Genomic DNA, 17603 nt, shown 5'->3' on the forward strand with positions numbered 1-17603 from the left:
AACGTTAACCCATCACCATTTAAGTGATGGGTTTTTATTATAATAACCGTTTGATTTTTCCATAAGCAGCCTTGGCTTCAGCATATCCTTGATTGTACAGCTTTTTCAGCTTTTTAGGGTTACGCTCAACACGGCTGACATCTGATTTCACTAATGGACGAATAATGACGACAAGTCCCTTTTCTTCTTGTTCCTCCAAATAGCGGATCGTGTCATTGTAAACGATATGCCGTTTGCGAAGAGCCTTTAGCAGCCCTTGATAGTTCTTATATTTTCTTTTTCCAAGCCAATCAAGCGACGATGCTTTCATATAGCCTTTATTCCCAGTAAGCACAACGATATTTTTCGTATTCCCGTCTGCTTGAGATTTTTGTATCGGTATTGGATCGGCAACACCGCCATCCAGCAGCATTCTTCCATCATAAGAGATTTCCGGAGCAAAAAAAGGAATCGAACTGGATGCGCGCAGAATCGTTGTAATATCTTTTATTAGGTGCTCTTTTCTATAGTATACAGGTTCGCCTGTTACGCAATCTGTAACACCCACGACAAACTGTTCCTTTGCTTCACAAAAAGCCTTTATATCAAATGGGACCAGTTCATTTGGAATTTTATCAAAAATAAAGTCCATTCCAAATAATTCACGTTTCTTCAGAAAACGTTTATAGGATAGGTATTCCGGGTGTGAGACATAATCGATATTCGCCGCATAATTACGGTCTATTTGCCGTGCAATATAAGAAGAGCCATTACATGCACCAGCTGAAACACCAATTGTATATGGCACATATATATCCTGTTCCATCAAATACCTCAGAACTCCAGCTGTATATAGCCCTCTCATTCCGCCACCCTCTAGAACCAGGCCTGTATTATGCATAACAAGTAAACTCCTTCCCCAGAGAATCCTTATTATTTTGCCATGACCCTTCTTAAATAATTACACGTTTTAAAACTATTTCAGGGAATTTTTTACTATCCTATTGACAGTTTTAGTGTATTAACTGTATAGTACACATATCAAGTGTATGAACTACATAGTACACACACTAATAATTGGTTAAAAAGCCATAGGAGATGAATTAATGAACATCATCTTTAATAACCGGGATCCTGTATATTTACAAGTTGTCCGTTACTTCAAAGAACAAATAGCGACCGGTCGGCTTGCAAGCGGAGAGGAGATTCCTTCTCGACGTGAGCTTGCCAATCTTCTAAAAATAAACCCCAATACTGCTCAAAAAGCGTATAAGGAAATGGAGGAACAGGGATTGATTCACACAGAAAGAAATTTCCCAAGCCGGGTCACAACCGACAAGGTCATATTGTCAAGCGTTCGTCAGGAACTCATTGTTGAAGCCGTTGATACCTTTGTTCAGGCAATTAAACCGATTCAATTACCAGTAGATGAACTGTTGAGTATTGTCAAAGAAAAATATAATGCGGAACAAGAGTAAGGAGGGGATTTCATGTTAGAAGTAAAAAATGTAACGAAAAAATTTGGAAGAAAAAACGTATTGGATGATGTATCATTCACAGCCAACAAAGGGGAAATCACGTGTTTAATCGGTATAAACGGTGTAGGTAAAACAACGATTATGAAATCCATCATGGGCCTTACTCCTATTGATGGTGGAGAAATTCTTATAAACGGAACTAAAAGAACGAAGGATACGTATGAGAAAATCACATTTATTCCAGATACGTTCACGATGCTTTCGAACTTCACCATTATGCAGGCAATGGATTTTATGAATGATTTTTATGAGAGTTGGAACCAAGATCGCGCCGATGAATTATTGAGCTTTTTCAAATTGGATGAAAACATACGGATTTCAACATTATCTAAAGGAAATACCGCGAAAGTGAATTTGTTATTGGGATTGGCTCTGGATGTTGATTATGTTCTTATGGATGAACCATTCTCCGGTATCGATATTTTTAGCCGTGAACAAATAGCAGATGTCTTTACAAGCCACCTGATTGAAGACCGCGGTGTTATCATCACAACCCATGAAATCAACGATATTGAGCACCTCATTGATAAAGTTGTTTTGTTAAATGACGGAGTCGTTTATAAAGAATTTAATGCAGAAGAAGTTCGAAATAACGAAGGTAAGTCTGTCGTAGATGTAATGAGAGAGGTGTATAGAGGATGAATCGCTTTTTTAAGCTTGTGAATGTGGAGTTAAATCGATTTACAAAAATTTTATTTGGATTGATTATTGCTGTTTTTATTATACAAGTTGCCGGGTTAATCATTGAAGCTAACATCTACATGAGTGACGCTAATAAATCATTAACGAATGGTGTCCCTATAGAAGTCTTTATTGAAGAATTTGGTTATTATGGCATGGACAATTATGTGAATTCTATTTGGTTTAATGGTCCGATTGCCTTATGTGCAGGTGCCATCTTCTTATATATCTTTCTAATTTGGTACCGTGACTGGTCAGGTAAAGGATCCTTTATCTATCGTTTATTAATGATTCCTACATCAAGAATGAATATTTATTTTTCGAAATTAACAGCTATAATGCTACTTGTACTCTCACTAGTATCTATCCAATTGATACTCCTTCTAATTGAATCAAAAATTTTGAAATGGTTTATATCAGCGGATTATTTACATGAGGTATCGATTGGCAGCTTAATCAAGGGATCTCAATTTATTACGGTTATTCTCCCATCTACCTTCACAGAATTCGTTTTATATTATGGTGCAGGATTTATTGCTTTGAGCATCCTATTCACGGCCATATTGCTTGAGCGCAGCTTTAAATGGAAAGGAATCATTCTTGCCATCCTATACTGTGTAGGTGTTATAGCTGTATTATCAGCACCTATTATATTAATCGAATTATTAGAAATAGGTAATTACATTTATACATCTGAGCAAATCATCATTGTAAGCGTTACAGCCAGTATTTTAGGCATTATCTCCATTTTATTAAGCCGCTATTTATTAAATAAGAAAATAACTGTGTAAGGAGAGGAAACATATGAAAAAATATCGAAATTCTATTCTGATCCTGCTTGTTGCTGTGCTATCCATTTCAGTATTTTATATAAATCAGGCCTTTTCTTCCTCCACCCTCCCTGATTTTTACGTCAAACAAATAAATGGAGATGCTAAAATCTTAGACACCTTATCATTGGAAGCAGATTATCAAGTAGGTGGATTCACAGAAACGTTTAATGTAACGAAAGAGGGGGCCACTTATCGATCTGAATTACCTTTTTTTGAGCAGGTGGACTACGGGGAAAAATATTTAGAAACAGCGGAATTGAAAGATTTAGCAAATCAGTATTCTTCCTTTATGAGAGGAAAAATTTATAGTAACCAGTTGTACAATGACACAAATCAAGTCATTTTTGTCGACTCCAAGTATGATTTTTCTACCAGACATGGAATGCATAATTTCAGTTTAAAAATTGATCAGCTCAATAAGAAAACAGAGGATACAACCTCTTTTGAAGTAAACCTGCCCAATCAGGAATATTCATCTTTTATTGAAATCCTTGATGTCCAAATCTCCACGAATGAATTATTTGTCATGACACGCAGTAATTCGAAAGATGGGACAGAAATACTTCAGGAATATACGATTAACCTTAAAAAGGAAAAACTAATTGACGATAATTCGATTTTGACAACTGAACAATCAACGGATCAGCAAGATATTTATATAACCAGTTTAACAGATACTAACCCGACGCAAGCTCGTACTCATTTTACATTTCAGATAGATAAGACTATCCATACAGATGAAAACAGTCAAACTGTTAGCCGTGACTTATATGTGTACAACTATAAAACAAAGAAATTAGATAGGTTGACCCTTCCGAGTGATTTAACGAAACAGCTATTACAAGAAGATGGTTCTAGTTTTAATATAGCTTATGATCAAACTTCATTATATGTTTCCGCTATTAAAGATGAGAACGGAAAGAAAATAGTCGCTATGGTTACGTATGATTTTGAGAAACAAAAAATCACAAAGGATCATAAAATCCAAGTGAACTCAGAAATGTTTGATCACAATATAAATGTATATCACAACAAAATGATTCTCACTTATAGAGGAGAAAAAAACAAACCTTATATAAGCATCTTTAATTTCGAAGACGGAAAATCCATTTTCGAAGGAACGATTGAGACAAAAAGCAACGATCAAAAGATAGACTATATGGATCTATATTTATATCAGATTATTGGTCTATAATGTAAAAATTGTTTTGTTAACTTCAAAAAGGGAATACAATAACCAAATGATGATTTGGAGGAATTTCCCATGTACTATGTTTATTTTGAAACGGAGCCAAGGCTTTTGCATGAAGGTACTAAATACAACGTGGAGGTTCCGACCAGAGAGTTGCAGGATCAAATAGCCAATGAACTTGAGAAATATGGAGAGGTTTTCAATGTACAAAAACTCGATGCTCCTGTGGATCAATTCCCGGTGCTGACAAAAGAAACCTATAAACGCAATATTTAAAAACGGAAAGGTGAATGGCTCGAGAGCCATTCACCTTTTCCACACCATGTGGAGATGCAATTTTATCAATCTGTTTTACGTGCGTGTTCAAATGGGAGAATGACATATTCACATGTACCGACTATATCATCTTCATCTATGTAGCCCAATCCATTACGGCTATCCCTGCTGTTCAACCGATTATCTCCCATCACAAAATAATGATCATTAGGAACTTTCAATGGATCAAAGTCACCTGTTTTATTCATTTTCAGTAAATCAACTTCTCCTTGTTCATCAGGCAGATATGGCTCATCTTTTTGCTTGCCGTTTATATAAAGCGAGTCATTCTTATATTCAACCTTTTCTCCAGGTAACCCTATAATCCGCTTTATATAGTATTTATCTTTTCCATCATCTCGAATGACTACTATATCCTGACGATCAACTGAACCGCTATACGCCGCTAACTTATTGACCAAGACTTTTTCATTATTATAAAGTGTTGGTTCCATTGAGGCTCCTTCAACTATAAAAAAGGAAATGATAAATGTTTTTACAAGATAAGCTAAGACGATTGCAAATGCGATAGAGATAATCCAACTTCCTACTTCAGTTTTAAATAACTTCCTCAATCGCAGTCTCCTTCTTTCAAGCATGATTCCTCTAGTTGTTTCTACATATGATTCTTATATTTTATACCCATATAATATGCTAAGATACCTACAAACGATATTACATTTTCATTACGATTAATTTACATCTAGTAAGGGAATACAATAACATCCATTTTTCATTCACGTGAGGAGTGAAACTCCAGTATGTTGTACTTATCGAAAAATCATGATCCAAATAAAAATGAAATTCTCTTATCTAGATGGCTTCCCTCAAACCAAACTCCAGCAAGTCTGGTAAAAGAGACGTTTTCATTGCTTAATGAAAAATTAAATAAGTTTTCCCCTCTTTCCATGCCTAATCGGAAGCCACTAAGGGATTTAAAATATGCATTTCCCCGTCTCTTATTGACAACAAGCAGACAGCCTGAGCTAAAAAATCCAGCTGATTTCACAATCTTGAACGGTTACCCTTTTCCAGCATGGAAAAAGAAATTAGATGAAGAGTATCAGCATTTAAATCAAAAGATCCAGGAACAGATCAATGTAACCGACTATGGTGCTGTTGGTGATGGGATAACAGACAATACTAAAGCGTTTGAGGCTGCTCTTGGTAAAGGTAAGCGAATGGTTTATATTCCGGAAGGTGTTTTTATTGTTAAGGGACTAAAGCTCCCCTCCTACACATGTCTGATAGGAGAAGGTAAAGATAAAACGGTTCTTAAATTAGCCAATGAAACACCAAAGAAAGCTATTCTTATTACAAACTCTAGTCCAATCCGTGGTAATCATCATATTCTCGTACAGGGGATGACACTTGACTGGAATGTAGAAAGGCTTCCACAGAGCGATCGAACTAGTTCCGGTAATAACCGTTCGAGCTGTTTAACATATGCTCATGTTACTTATGGATGGGTGAAGGATGTTGTAGCCCGTAATGCAGGTTTACACTGTTTTGATGTTTCAGCTGCCTACTATACATATTTGGGCGATGGCACACGTTCGAGATGGCCGAGCCAATATATATGGTTAGATCATCTTTCTGGCTATGGATTTGGAGATGATGGAATAACAACACATCATAGCAGCCATATTCTGATTACAAACAGCCATATGTGTGATCCAAGCGGCAGAGCTCACATGAAGGGATTCTCCAATTCAAATGGGTTTGAGGTAGATGACGGATCTGACGATGTTTGGCTGATTAATAATTCTTCAACCAGGTGCTTTGGAGGGGTTGAAATAAAGGCGCATGGTACTGCATCAGCTGCTTCCAATGTTCATATTATCGGACATATATCTATCCATGATAATCGTTCCTATAACTTCCGGCACATAGGCCACCATCTCGAATCAGAGCCACAGTCTAAATCTGCCTTTAATATAACAGCGACGAATATCGTTGCAATTGCACCCATTTTCACAGATCTTTATGAAGGCTCGACTCCAAGGTGTCTAGTCGTATCAGCCTATCAAAATGTGGTTATTAACCATTTCACTCTGCTCGGAGATTCGAATTATGATTATCAAAGGAATCCAATGGTTTCCATTCAATATAAATCTCGTCATATCACACTGGCAAATATAACAATAGAAAATTTCCAAACTGCGGGTACGGATATAAAAATAGTTGGCGGCAGGCAGCATACCGATGACATTCGTTTAAGTACTATTTCCATAAAAAACTCAGCTCCAACTGCCATCGATATTGGTAAAGGTGTAGCAAAAGCAACTATATCAAATGTACAGGCTGAATCAAAGATTGGAGATATCGCAATTAAAAATGCCAACCATAAAGTCAAGCTGAATAATATTCATACGGTTGGATATAAGACACCCATTTTAAAAATGGATTAAAACTTAATTACCTATTCTATTTCTCCACCTCTTCGCATATACATTTATGGTCTTTCCTGTAAAATGTGAAGAGGTGACTATTTCGTGAGTCGGATTGCAGAAGTCCTCAAACAGTTCCTTTCATCAATCAAAGACCTAATAAACGATATACTGACTTTTATTTATTATAGCGGGCTGCTCTTCATCATCGGCTGGACACTATATCAATTGTTATGGGGTGATGTGAAACCGCTTCCTATTTCAACTGCTGTTCCTCCTACATGGTGGACGGAATATGTAATTAAACCACTGATTTCCTCCACCTTTCTGCTTACCATATTGAAGGGAATCTTCTTATTATCAGTCTGGATCATTTTATTTTTAATTATTCCTAGTACAACGAGGCAGCTCAAACGTTTCAAGCTATTTCAAATGGAATTTGAGGTGGAGGATAAAGAAACGGCTGCAGTTGCCTTTATAGAATTGCAAAGCTCAAAAGCAACCCTTCTGTCAGCCATGTATTCAGATGCAAGCATCGGAAAGTTGTTCACATTCCTTGATGAAGAAACGATGGAGGTGAATTATTTTTCCGCACTTGATTACTTTTTGGAGGACTTTAAAATCAGTTATAAACAACGGTATAATATTGCCTTTGAATGCGAAACCAAGGATTTACATCAGCTTATCGGAGTCGAACGGGAATATGCCATACTTTCAAAAGAAACCGGCGATCCAGAAGTGTTAAACTGGGAGGCTCCCCTTGTGAAAATAAAGAAAAACAGACTTGTTTTCCATTTCAACTATCGCGGAACTGATAAGGTGACCATATTGTCCAGCTACTCTTCTCAATTTGATGTTATTGATAAACAAAATATCTTATTTTTACATTATGCCCTAATGTATCAAGCTGAAAATATTGAGTATGCACTTATGGTTGAAAAAGAAGAATGGCCCTTTGCCAAAACCCCTAATTAAAGGGGTTTTATTTGTTTACAAAAAAAATGCCCTTATTCATATAGTAATAAGGTCAAAGTTTAATACAGATGCTCATATAAAATGTCTATTATTTTGGAACTGTTGTGAATACTTCTTTAGCATATCCTGAACCACTTTGTTATTGGATGCCAGTTCTGTTGGATCTTTTGCACTTAGCTTCCCCACTTGCTTTTGGCTAAAGGGCTTAGCAAATTTCTCGCCTTTTTTATAACGCTCATATAAATTTTGGATATTGTCCATAATGGTTCCCCTCCCATTAAGTCCTCACTTATTTATATTCAGTTCTTTAGAAAAATCGCCATCTATTTGTCTAGTTAACTAGTATTTTTTTTTACGGGTTGATTTTCTGTCATAAACGTAATCCTATAAGTTTAATTTACTGTTTTAAATTCGTATAAATTGTGATAGGATAAAAAACTGTTTAGTGAACACGAAAAAATGTTATTTGGTGTTTTATTATGAGATATAGTACGATGATATTGGCTTTTACAGCAAACGGGTTATATTATGAATCAATACACTAACTTTACAAAGAAGAAATGGAGATTAAATAAATATGCAGCAGAGCAAATCTTCAATCCACTCATTCCGGCAAATATTCTTCCTATACATAGGTTTTATCATTTTATTTGCCTTTTTGTTATGGATACCCCAGTCCAATTCCATCGGGTTTTCTATAATGGATTCTCTATTTCTGTCCACAAGCGCCTTAAGCGTAACAGGACTTACTACAATAGACGTAGGAACAGAATTAACCAGGGTGGGACAATCCATCTTAATGGTGGAAATGCAGCTTGGCGGAATCGGGATTGTTGTATTAATCAGTTACCTGTTTGTCGTGATGGACAAGAAGATTACGGTATCAAGTATGCTTCTTTTATCCAAGGACCAAAACCAGTCAAAACTAAGTTCCATTACATCTCTTGGAATTTCGGTTTTAGTCATTGCCTTATTAGTAGAAACGATTTGTTTCTTTATATTATTAGGGGAGATACGACCCCGATATGATGATTTTTGGGATGCGGCATTCGTGTCTGCCTTTCATGCAGTAGCAAGCTTCACTAATTCCGGATTTGATTTATTCGGTGATAGCCTGATTTCATTTAAACATAATCATCTTTTCCTAATAACAACGGCTATAACAATCTTCTTAGGAAGTCTTGGCTATCCGACATTGGTAGAGTACTTCTTATCTTTTAGAAGGAAGAAAAGTTTGTTTACAAAGATTAATATAAGACTTCATTTTCTCCTACTATTTATCGGTATGGCTATATTTTTCTTTTTGGAAACAAATAATACGTTTAGCGGACTTTCCATTTGGGAAAAACTATCGAATTCATTGTTTTTTTCGGCGACAGCAAGAAATGGTGGGCTTTCAACGATTGATGTCTCACAAGTAACAATCACTACCTTTTTATGTTTGACCCTATTTATGTTTATAGGGGGAGCTTCCTCCAGTACAGGAGGCGGTATACGATTGACCACCTTTGCAGTACTATTATCAAAGGTATTATCTGTAGCGAAATCACAAAAAGAGGTTGTTATCTATAAAAAAACCATTGCTCAGGAAGCAGTTGATAAATCCTTTATGGTTTTCTTTACTTTTATGGCATTGTTTTTTGGTTCTACGATTTTATTAACCATGTTACAAACGCAGCCATTGGAGCCATTGATGTTTGAGGTGTTATCTGCCCTGACAAATACAGGCTTATCATTTGGAATTACATCTGAATTAACACCTGTTTCAAAATCCATTTTAATCATGCTGATGATTATCGGCCGAATAGGTGTATTCAGTTTCATTTATACTATTTTTAAAGTAGAAAAAGTTAAAACAAGATATTTAAAAGAAGACTTAGCAGTAGGCTAAAAAGGGGACATTTTTCATGAAATCATATCTAGTCATTGGAGCAGGAAGATTTGGTACTGGCATCGTAAAAGAATTATACAAACAACATTGTGAAGTAATCGTTACAGATCGCAGTGAAAAAAATCTCGAGTCCTTAGATGAATATTCGACTCATGCGATTGTCGGTGACTTTCGTGATCCGCTTGTACTCGATGAACTGAAAATCGATCAATTCAATGCGGTCTTTGTTGCAATTGGCTCTGATGCCTTTTCGGCCATTTTAATTACAAAAAAACTGAAAGAAAGAAAAGCAAAAAAAATCATCGCCAAGGCTAACAATCGAGAAATCGGGGAAATTTTAAAAAGCCTTGGTGCCGATCGTATTATCCTTCCAGAGGAAGAAGCTGGTCGGAAAGTGGCACGTCAGGAATTATTAACAGGTGTCATTGAATATATTGAAATCACGAAGGATATTTCTGCAATTGAAATGCAAGTACCTGAAACGATGCATGGAAAGTCATTGAACGAATTGAATTTTTCAAGAAAATTCGATATTACGGTGTCCTTAGTCCTTCGTAATGGACAGCCAATATTATCGCATTTTGCGGATCTCAAATTACAAGAAGGAGACGACTTTTTACTGATTGGTTCAAATACCAGTATCGAGAAGTTCAAAAAGAAATATAAATAAAGGCGGGTTGCTATGTTAATCGGGCACGTGAAAGCAATTATGCGCCACCCTGTTAAATCCTTTACAGGTGAACATGTTCAGGAATCTAATGTAATGCCCTATGGTCTTTATGGGGATCGCAGTCATGCTTATATAGACAATAGCCGTACAAATAAATTTCTGACCATCACTCAGGCTCCAATCATGGCAAGTTACCAAGCATCCTTTATGGGTCCTGACAGCTTGGATACCTATCCACCCATCGAAGTAGTCATGCCATCAGGAAAAAGAGTAACGTGGAATCACCCTGGATTGATTAAGGACCTAGAAACGGCAGCAAACAGGAGTATTACTCCTGTACAATTCACCCCGAATGATGTGCCACTAGGCGCAATTGAGGTGGAACATTTATTGCTCGTAACAGATGCTTCTCTTCTAGAATTAAAAAAGCAGTATGGAAGTCTGATAGACTATAAACGGTTTCGCCCTAACTTGGTCCTCGATCTAACTGAAAAGCAACCATATATAGAAGATACCTGGTTCGGAAGACGTCTTTTGATTGGTGAATCGGTTGAAATACAAGTTAACCGACATTGTGAAAGATGCATGATTATTACCATTAATCCCGAAAACAGCGAAAAGGATCCTTCTCTATTAAAATTTATTAATAGAACTCGTCAGAATTGTTTCGGTGTATATGCCTCCGTTCTTAAAACCGGAAAAATCCGGATAGGTGATGAGGTACAATTAGTTTAAGATTTCTTATTTTATGCTAGTTGTTAGTTCAAGACTCATAGTAATAAGCAAAACAAGGGAACCCATTTGGTTCCCTATTTTACTAATTTTAATGATTTCTTATTGGTAGATTCGTGTTTAGAATATCCGCAATTAATCACCAGTATCAGGAATAAAAATTCCTTAACTCTCAGGACAATTGCACTGTTTTGTCTTTGCCATGAACTACTTATTAAATACACTTTTCTCCCTGTATCCCTTTCTCCCCCACTATGATCCATGTTGAATTTTAATAGAAAACCCATATAGAAATGCTAGATAGTAATAAAAAAAGAATCCAAATGGATTCCTTTTTTTCAAACCTATTCATTTTTTAATCTGATTAGTAAGCAGACCATCCTGCATCCGCTGCCAATACTACACCATTAATATAGGAAGATTCATTGCTTGCCAAGAAAAGGGCAATGTCTGCAATTTCTTGTGGCTTAGCAGCACGAGGCATTAAACTAACACCACGCGTTGCATATTGTAATCCTTCCATATCCATACCATCCACTGAACTGGTTAACCCAGTCTCAACTTGGGCCGGTGCGATTCCATTGCAACGAATCCCTTGCGGGCCATAATGAGATGCAATATTTTTAGTCATGCCTGTAACTGCATGTTTAGCCGCAGTATACGTAAATCCGCCACGTCCACCAGTTAAACCGGTAATGGAGGAAAGGTTCACGATTACGCCGCTGCCCTGAGCCTGGAAGTATGGCAATACTTTACGTGTACCGCGCATTACACCGCCAACATTAATATCCATTACGCGGCTCCAAACTGCATCTTCTACATTATGAGCAGCCTGCATTTTGTCTAATACACCTGCACAGTTAACTAAAATATCTACGCGACCAAATGTGGCCACAGTTTCTTCCACCATTTTTTGAACATCTTCTTCAACTGCCACATTGACTTTTACACCCATTATCTCAACATCTTGCGCTTTAAATTCATTGACAGTAGCTTGCAATGCTTCTTCATTGAGATCGGCAATTACCAGCTTTGCCCCTTCTTCCGCATAGCGTGTCGCAATTGATTTACCAATACCATTCGCTCCACCTGTAATAATGGCTACTTGGTCTTGCAATCTTCCCATTGTTCATCCTCCTAATCATCGTTAAATTAATTGGCAGATTCATGTATGGATCATAAATCAGGGCGATGAATTCTATAACTTGTAAGATTCCAGATTTATTAACAGTTAGAAACACAGTATTTGATATTCCTATATATTAAACCCGAAAAGTAATTTTTAAGAGATTCATCGTTCTAAAGAACAAATCAATAAGCTTACTAAAACCCTTACATTTCCTCTGCCCTATCAACTTTTTATAGCATCATGTATATCTCTACTACATTTAAACTATACATGAAACTTTTTTTAATTTCAAAAGATTCTTGATATATTATAATAATTTATACTGAATAATATTCTTTGAGTCACAAAATCCAAAATATAGCCATCTCTACATAAAAGGAAGTGGATTTTATTTCATTTTATTCTCTCTTTTTAGATGAAAATACCCAGCTGAAATTATCTAAAAAACAAGCCTCTATTTATAGATAATTATCATTCTAATAAAATAATATATTTTTCTAAAATAATGAAAGCGGATTATTCTAAGCGACAATAGGGTATTAGATAGTTGTAATATTTTTAGTATAATCATAGGAAAGATGAGGTGTCAGGTGTCATGTATAAAGAGTTAGCGGATATTTTTTCTCTCCTTGTGGATGATATGCCAATAACGCGATGAGTACAGAAGTCTCACCGGACAAACTGGCGGACTGTGTTCTTACAATCTTAGAATACGAAGGATATACATTCCCTGCATTAGAAAAAATCTTGAGATGACACTGCATATTTCCTCTTAGGATGAATATAATTTTGAACTAGGTCATCCGGTTTATGTAGCATTCTAAGGTGTACATATGTAGTTATAGAGTTTCTGAATATTAGTGTGTGGAAAATTAATTAAAAAATTGAGCCACTTAAATTTTCATGTAAAGGAGACTGCCTTATGGGTTTCTGGTCAACTGTTTTCGCAATCATAGTCGCATTGGTTCTCTTCTCAATATGCGGTTAAATAAGAGACAAAAAAAGGATCTGTTATTTTTCATTGTGCCGCTGATCCTTTTTCAAGTAAATGAATTAATTAAAGCGGACGTACAAATTCCTGTCCTCGGATATCTGCTGCGATGTCATTTCAATGACTACCTAGGAGGCATCTCCTTTGCAGCATACCTGAACTTTATTCTATCTCTAAGTAACTGGACTTCGTTTCAGCTAACAAAGATCCATCACTTCCTGGTTGCCGGTTTATTTTGTGGAATCTGTTGGGAGGTCATAACTCCTCTATTTATAAAAACGAGTACCGGTGATGCATGGGATATTATTGCGTATATCTTGGGGATGCTGACATACTGGTATTACGGCAGAAAATTGGCATCTTAAACAAATAAATAAGTACGCTGATAAATGTAAAAGAGACGACCAAGTCGTAATGACCCCTAAAAGTTAGAGTAAAAAACTAACTTTTGGGGTCGATACAAATGATCGTCTCTTTGTAGTTTCTTTTATTTTTTATGAATATCAAATTATAGCCTCATGATTAGGCACGTCTCGCAAACGATACTAAAAAAATGATGGCTTTCCAAAAAAAGACCATATTACAAGTAGTATGCAATATGGTCCGATTAACTTTAATCAAAATTTATACCTAATTTCCGGTTCTATTCAGCATAGTCTTCTGCTCAATTAATTGTTTAAACTCTTCATCCAATGCACTGTACTTAGAATCGCCGGGTGTTAATAAACTCAATTGACTTAAGACTGCAGCTAGTTTTGTCTCTACGACCATAAGTTCTTCTTCGATATTCTTATTCATTGCTTTTATTTGTCTGACTGGCTTTCGATTGTTGCTTTCAACGCGGTTAATAATCTTTTCATCAATAACCAACAGCTTGTTACACAAACGTTCAATTAAATATTGATCATGCGATATAATTAACAAGGTCCCGGCAAAGGTAGAGAGAGTCTCCTCCAATTGTTCTCTGCTCGGCAAATCAAGATGATTAGTCGGTTCATCCAGTATCAACAAATCATAGCCTTCCATCAGCATTTGAACTAGCTTGATTTTCGTACGCTGCCCCATTGATAGGGAGGAAATCGGTTCGTCTATTTGTCTTGCTGTAATCCCGAGATTCGCCAAGTACGTTTTTGCCTTAAATATCGAATCCCTTTCATAAAGTCCAAGTGCTTCTATTGGCTTCTTATGAACCGGGAGATCACCAACATCCTGACTTAAGTAGCCGATTTTCAGAGTAGGACTTTTCCATAACTCTCCGCCGCTGATGGGCTCTTGATCTAGAATCAGCCGAATTAGCGTTGTTTTCCCCGCGCCATTAGGACCAACGACGCCAATTGACTCCCCGTGTTTTATATAAAAATAACTGCTTTGGAAAACTGTATGATCTCTATATTGCTTTTTTAAATCCTTTGCCTCCACTATCCGTTTACCGCGCTTGTCCGCCGCCTGAAAATCAAATTCAATCTTTACTTCATCAGCAGGCTTTTCTATTCTTTTTTTTGTAAGTTCCGCTTCCAGCCTTTTTCGCTTGGATTTAACCTGTATATCCTTCTTCTTGGCCTTAACTCGGTAATATTCTTTTTTGCCCATTAATTTTCTTTCAGAGGCAGTGCCATGCTTCGTTGAATCACGGTGTGCCTTTTCTGACCAATTCTTCAATTGATTCATTTGCGCTTCTACCCGTTTGATTTCTTTCTGTTGTTGATCATATTGATGTTTATGAATTCTTCTGTTTTCTTCTTTTTGTTTCTTATAAGCACTGTAATTGCCAGTGTACTCATGCGCAATACCATCCTCAATTTCATATATACGTTTAACAGCCAGGTCCAGGAAGTATCGATCATGTGAGATGATAATGGCCGCACCTTGATAGGATGCAAGCTCCTCTACCAGCCAAAGAATCCCATCAAAGTCTAAATGATTTGTTGGTTCATCCAGAATTAATAAATCAGGTTTGGTTGACCAAATATGTGCGAGTGCAAGCTTTAAACGTTCTCCCCCGCTTAAATGGTCCAATCGTTCTTGATTCCACAACTGTGACCCTTCTAATCCAAGCTGACTCGTCAGCTCAAACATTCCAGCCTCAGCCCCGGTCTCCAACATGGATTGAAAGATACTGGCTGTATAGTCAATTGACTGCCGCAGATATCCTATACTGACATGATCTTTCCCAAAACTAATATTCCCTTTATCCGCTTGAATTGCTCCTGTCATAATATTGGCTAACGTTGTTTTACCTGCCCCGTTATAGCCAATCAGCCCAATTCTATCCCCAGATTCTATAATCATATTTATATTCTTTAAAATCGTTCTTTCACCATAGCTTTTTTGTATTTCCTTCAGACTTAGCATATTCATTCTCACCTCTTAAAATTAACAACTAAAAACCCCAACAGAAGCCTATTGGGGTGTGAACATCGTTGATCAACAGAGGTATACAAATATGAATACAGCCATGGCAGCTGAATCCTTTATTTATACTCTATTCAATGAAAGAACGTGTTATGGGCACACTAATCCAATTTTCAGGCTTCTGTTTTTATAAAAAAACATCGCAGAAAACAAGATTAGATTCTCATCGTCCCAATATCAGTCCTTTACCATTTATTATTTATTATTTATTATTTACAGTATATGCCAGCTCTTGAACGATGTCAAACTGTTCTAAAACTATTATGACTTTTCAGTCACTGAGGGTTTGCTAAAATCTATTTCCTAGAATGGATTTCATTCCCATAATTATACATAAAAAAGCAGCTTAAAGAACAAGGATCTTTAAGCTGCTTTATTGATATTATTTAGATTCCATCCATTCAGTATGGAAAATGCCTTCTTTATCTACACGCTCGTATGTGTGAGCTCCAAAGTAGTCACGTTGTGCCTGTAATAGATTTGCAGGCAATGTTTCTGCACGGTAGCTGTCATAGTAGGACAATGCTGCTGTAAAGCATGGTACCGGAATACCAGCCTGAACAGCTGCAACAATTACTTCACGCAATGCTTCCTGATAGCTTAATGCAATTTCTTTGAAATAATCGTCCAAAAGAAGATTCTTAAGGTTAGGATTGCGATCATAAGCATCTTTAATCTTTTGAAGGAATTGTGCACGAATGATGCATCCGCCACGGAAGATCATCGCAATATCACCATACTGAAGATCCCAATTGTATTCGTCTGATGCAGCTTTCATTTGTGCAAAGCCTTGAGCATATGAACAAATTTTGCTCAAATATAAAGCTTTTCGAATTGATTCGATAAACGCTGCTTTATCTCCGGCAAATGGTTTAACCTCAGGACCTGTTAAAACTTTAGAGGCTTCCACACGTTCTTCTTTCAACGCGGATAAGAAACGCGCAAAAACAGACTCAGTAATGATTGGCAGTGGAACACCAAGATCCAGTGCACTTTGACTTGTCCACTTTCCAGTTCCTTTTTGTCCTGCTTTATCAAGGATTACATCTACCATCGGCTTACCGGTCTCGTCATCTTTTTTCGTAAAGATGTCAGCTGTGATTTCGATTAGATAGCTATCAAGTTCACCTTTATTCCATTCGGAGAATACACCATGAAGTTCATCAGCATTAAGCCCTAGAATATGGCGTAATAAAGCATAGGATTCGGAAATCAATTGCATATCTCCGTATTCAATTCCATTGTGAACCATTTTCACATAATGACCAGCCCCATCCGGCCCAATATATGTACAACATGCATCATCGCCAACTTTAGCGGAAATAGCTTTTAAAATTGGAGCTACAAGCTCGTATGCTTCCTTTTGTCCTCCAGGCATAATAGAAGGGCCTTTCAGTGCTCCCTCTTCACCGCCAGATACACCAGTCCCAATAAAATGGAAGCCTTGCTTGCTTAATTCTTCATTACGGCGCTGCGTATCTTTAAAGAACGTGTTACCGCCATCAATCAGGATATCCCCTTTGTCAAGGTAAGGAGTTAATTGGGCAATAGTTGCATCTGTTGCTGCACCCGCTTTAACCATGATTAAGATTTTACGCGGCGTTTCCAATGAGTTTACAAATTCTTCGATTGAATAGGTAGGATGAACATTTCTGCCTTCTGCCTCTTTCATCATAGCATCTGTTTTTTCGGATGAACGATTATATACTGAAACGGAATATCCACGGCTTTCAATATTAAATGCTAAATTCTTACCCATAACGGCAAGACCGATTACACCGATTTGTTGTTTTTCCATCTGTAAACATTCCTTTCATTGATTTATTCGCTATATTAAATCGTATTAACTTTAGCAATTTTACACTATTTTCGCAA

The 17603-nt window shown here is 36.8% G+C and carries 16 protein-coding genes; 10 read left to right on the plus strand and 6 right to left on the minus strand.

What is annotated here, in order from left to right:
• Positions 1-37 precede the first annotated feature (37 nt).
• A complete protein-coding gene (locus tag AC4G3N_RS04175) occupies positions 38-880 on the minus strand; it encodes a patatin-like phospholipase family protein (protein ID WP_066104791.1) in 843 nt (280 codons plus the stop codon).
• A 205-nt stretch (positions 881-1085) separates the two neighbouring features.
• On the opposite strand from AC4G3N_RS04175, the gene AC4G3N_RS04180 reads away from it, so the two are divergent.
• The 5 genes from AC4G3N_RS04180 (at position 1086) to AC4G3N_RS04200 (ending at position 4499) form a co-directional block, all read left to right on the plus strand.
• A complete protein-coding gene (locus tag AC4G3N_RS04180) occupies positions 1086-1457 on the plus strand; it encodes a GntR family transcriptional regulator (RefSeq protein ID WP_066104793.1) in 372 nt (123 codons plus the stop codon).
• A 12-nt stretch (positions 1458-1469) separates the two neighbouring features.
• Positions 1470-2159 carry an ABC transporter ATP-binding protein gene (locus tag AC4G3N_RS04185; protein WP_066104796.1) on the plus strand — a complete coding sequence of 230 codons (690 nt, stop codon included), beginning with the start codon at positions 1470-1472 and terminating at the stop codon, positions 2157-2159.
• The gene (locus AC4G3N_RS04190) at positions 2156-2989 is read left to right on the plus strand and encodes a hypothetical protein (RefSeq protein WP_491089789.1); all 834 of its coding nucleotides are present in this window, start codon (positions 2156-2158) and stop codon (positions 2987-2989) included. Before AC4G3N_RS04185 ends, AC4G3N_RS04190 begins: the two co-directional genes overlap by 4 nt.
• Before the next feature lie 13 nt (positions 2990-3002).
• A complete protein-coding gene (locus AC4G3N_RS04195; RefSeq protein WP_139892450.1) occupies positions 3003-4226 on the plus strand; it encodes a hypothetical protein in 1224 nt (407 codons plus the stop codon).
• Positions 4227-4295: 69 nt separating this feature from the next.
• A complete protein-coding gene (locus AC4G3N_RS04200) occupies positions 4296-4499 on the plus strand; it encodes a hypothetical protein (RefSeq protein WP_140462048.1) in 204 nt (67 codons plus the stop codon).
• Between the two features lie 65 nt (positions 4500-4564).
• Here AC4G3N_RS04200 and lepB read toward each other — a convergent pair whose 3' ends face one another.
• Positions 4565-5137 (minus strand): signal peptidase I, encoded by a 573-nt coding sequence (gene lepB / locus AC4G3N_RS04205; RefSeq protein WP_066104808.1) that lies wholly within the window; start codon positions 5135-5137, stop codon positions 4565-4567.
• A 162-nt stretch (positions 5138-5299) separates the two neighbouring features.
• On the opposite strand from lepB, the gene AC4G3N_RS04210 reads away from it, so the two are divergent.
• Both AC4G3N_RS04210 and AC4G3N_RS04215 read left to right on the plus strand, forming a co-directional pair.
• On the plus strand, positions 5300-6949 hold the full coding sequence (locus AC4G3N_RS04210; RefSeq protein ID WP_491089791.1) for a glycosyl hydrolase family 28-related protein: 1650 nt from the start codon (positions 5300-5302) through the stop codon (positions 6947-6949).
• Between the two features lie 84 nt (positions 6950-7033).
• A complete protein-coding gene (locus tag AC4G3N_RS04215; protein ID WP_066104814.1) occupies positions 7034-7903 on the plus strand; it encodes a hypothetical protein in 870 nt (289 codons plus the stop codon).
• A gap of 72 nt (positions 7904-7975) precedes the next feature.
• Here the strand turns inward: AC4G3N_RS04215 and AC4G3N_RS04220 are convergent, their stop codons facing one another.
• Positions 7976-8164: a hypothetical protein gene (locus AC4G3N_RS04220; RefSeq protein WP_066104817.1), complete on the minus strand. Its 189-nt coding sequence runs from the start codon at positions 8162-8164 to the stop codon at positions 7976-7978.
• Between the two features lie 316 nt (positions 8165-8480).
• Here AC4G3N_RS04220 and AC4G3N_RS04225 point away from each other — a divergent pair, with 316 nt between their 5' ends.
• The 3 genes from AC4G3N_RS04225 to AC4G3N_RS04235 are packed head-to-tail and all read left to right on the plus strand — an operon-like array spanning position 8481 to position 11199.
• Entirely contained in the window at positions 8481-9794 is a 1314-nt protein-coding gene (locus tag AC4G3N_RS04225; protein WP_066104823.1) for a TrkH family potassium uptake protein, read from the plus strand.
• A 16-nt stretch (positions 9795-9810) separates the two neighbouring features.
• Positions 9811-10464 carry a potassium channel family protein gene (locus AC4G3N_RS04230; RefSeq protein WP_066104829.1) on the plus strand — a complete coding sequence of 218 codons (654 nt, stop codon included), beginning with the start codon at positions 9811-9813 and terminating at the stop codon, positions 10462-10464.
• A gap of 12 nt (positions 10465-10476) precedes the next feature.
• A complete protein-coding gene (locus tag AC4G3N_RS04235) occupies positions 10477-11199 on the plus strand; it encodes an MOSC domain-containing protein (protein ID WP_491089792.1) in 723 nt (240 codons plus the stop codon).
• A 361-nt stretch (positions 11200-11560) separates the two neighbouring features.
• On the opposite strand, the gene AC4G3N_RS04240 is transcribed toward AC4G3N_RS04235, so the two are convergent.
• The 3 genes from AC4G3N_RS04240 to gnd form a co-directional block, all read right to left on the minus strand.
• Positions 11561-12322 carry a glucose 1-dehydrogenase gene (locus AC4G3N_RS04240; RefSeq protein WP_491089794.1) on the minus strand — a complete coding sequence of 254 codons (762 nt, stop codon included), beginning with the start codon at positions 12320-12322 and terminating at the stop codon, positions 11561-11563.
• Between the two features lie 1624 nt (positions 12323-13946).
• Positions 13947-15674, minus strand: a complete 1728-nt coding sequence (abc-f, locus tag AC4G3N_RS04245; RefSeq protein ID WP_491089795.1) for a ribosomal protection-like ABC-F family protein — start codon at positions 15672-15674, stop codon at positions 13947-13949.
• Positions 15675-16110: 436 nt separating this feature from the next.
• Positions 16111-17526 carry an NADP-dependent phosphogluconate dehydrogenase gene (gene gnd, locus AC4G3N_RS04250; RefSeq protein ID WP_066104849.1) on the minus strand — a complete coding sequence of 472 codons (1416 nt, stop codon included), beginning with the start codon at positions 17524-17526 and terminating at the stop codon, positions 16111-16113.
• Positions 17527-17603: the final 77 nt, after the last annotated feature.

The sequence above is a fragment of the Bacillus sp. z50 genome (assembly GCF_058313585.1).

Excerpts from the sequence above, each read along its gene's own strand:
- AC4G3N_RS04220 (WP_066104817.1), bottom strand. The coding sequence starts at position 8,164 with ATGGACAATATCCAAAATTTATATGAGCGTTATAAAAAAGGCGAGAAA.
- gnd (WP_066104849.1), bottom strand. The coding sequence starts at position 17,526 with ATGGAAAAACAACAAATCGGTGTAATCGGTCTTGCCGTTATGGGTAAG.
- abc-f (WP_491089795.1), bottom strand. The coding sequence starts at position 15,674 with ATGAATATGCTAAGTCTGAAGGAAATACAAAAAAGCTATGGTGAAAGA.
- AC4G3N_RS04175 (WP_066104791.1), bottom strand. The coding sequence starts at position 880 with ATGCATAATACAGGCCTGGTTCTAGAGGGTGGCGGAATGAGAGGGCTA.
- AC4G3N_RS04210 (WP_491089791.1), top strand. The coding sequence starts at position 5,300 with ATGTTGTACTTATCGAAAAATCATGATCCAAATAAAAATGAAATTCTC.
- AC4G3N_RS04230 (WP_066104829.1), top strand. The coding sequence starts at position 9,811 with ATGAAATCATATCTAGTCATTGGAGCAGGAAGATTTGGTACTGGCATC.
- AC4G3N_RS04185 (WP_066104796.1), top strand. The coding sequence starts at position 1,470 with ATGTTAGAAGTAAAAAATGTAACGAAAAAATTTGGAAGAAAAAACGTA.
- AC4G3N_RS04180 (WP_066104793.1), top strand. The coding sequence starts at position 1,086 with ATGAACATCATCTTTAATAACCGGGATCCTGTATATTTACAAGTTGTC.
- lepB (WP_066104808.1), bottom strand. The coding sequence starts at position 5,137 with ATGCTTGAAAGAAGGAGACTGCGATTGAGGAAGTTATTTAAAACTGAA.
- AC4G3N_RS04235 (WP_491089792.1), top strand. The coding sequence starts at position 10,477 with ATGTTAATCGGGCACGTGAAAGCAATTATGCGCCACCCTGTTAAATCC.
- AC4G3N_RS04190 (WP_491089789.1), top strand. The coding sequence starts at position 2,156 with ATGAATCGCTTTTTTAAGCTTGTGAATGTGGAGTTAAATCGATTTACA.
- AC4G3N_RS04240 (WP_491089794.1), bottom strand. The coding sequence starts at position 12,322 with ATGGGAAGATTGCAAGACCAAGTAGCCATTATTACAGGTGGAGCGAAT.
- AC4G3N_RS04200 (WP_140462048.1), top strand. The coding sequence starts at position 4,296 with ATGTACTATGTTTATTTTGAAACGGAGCCAAGGCTTTTGCATGAAGGT.
- AC4G3N_RS04195 (WP_139892450.1), top strand. The coding sequence starts at position 3,003 with ATGAAAAAATATCGAAATTCTATTCTGATCCTGCTTGTTGCTGTGCTA.
- AC4G3N_RS04225 (WP_066104823.1), top strand. The coding sequence starts at position 8,481 with ATGCAGCAGAGCAAATCTTCAATCCACTCATTCCGGCAAATATTCTTC.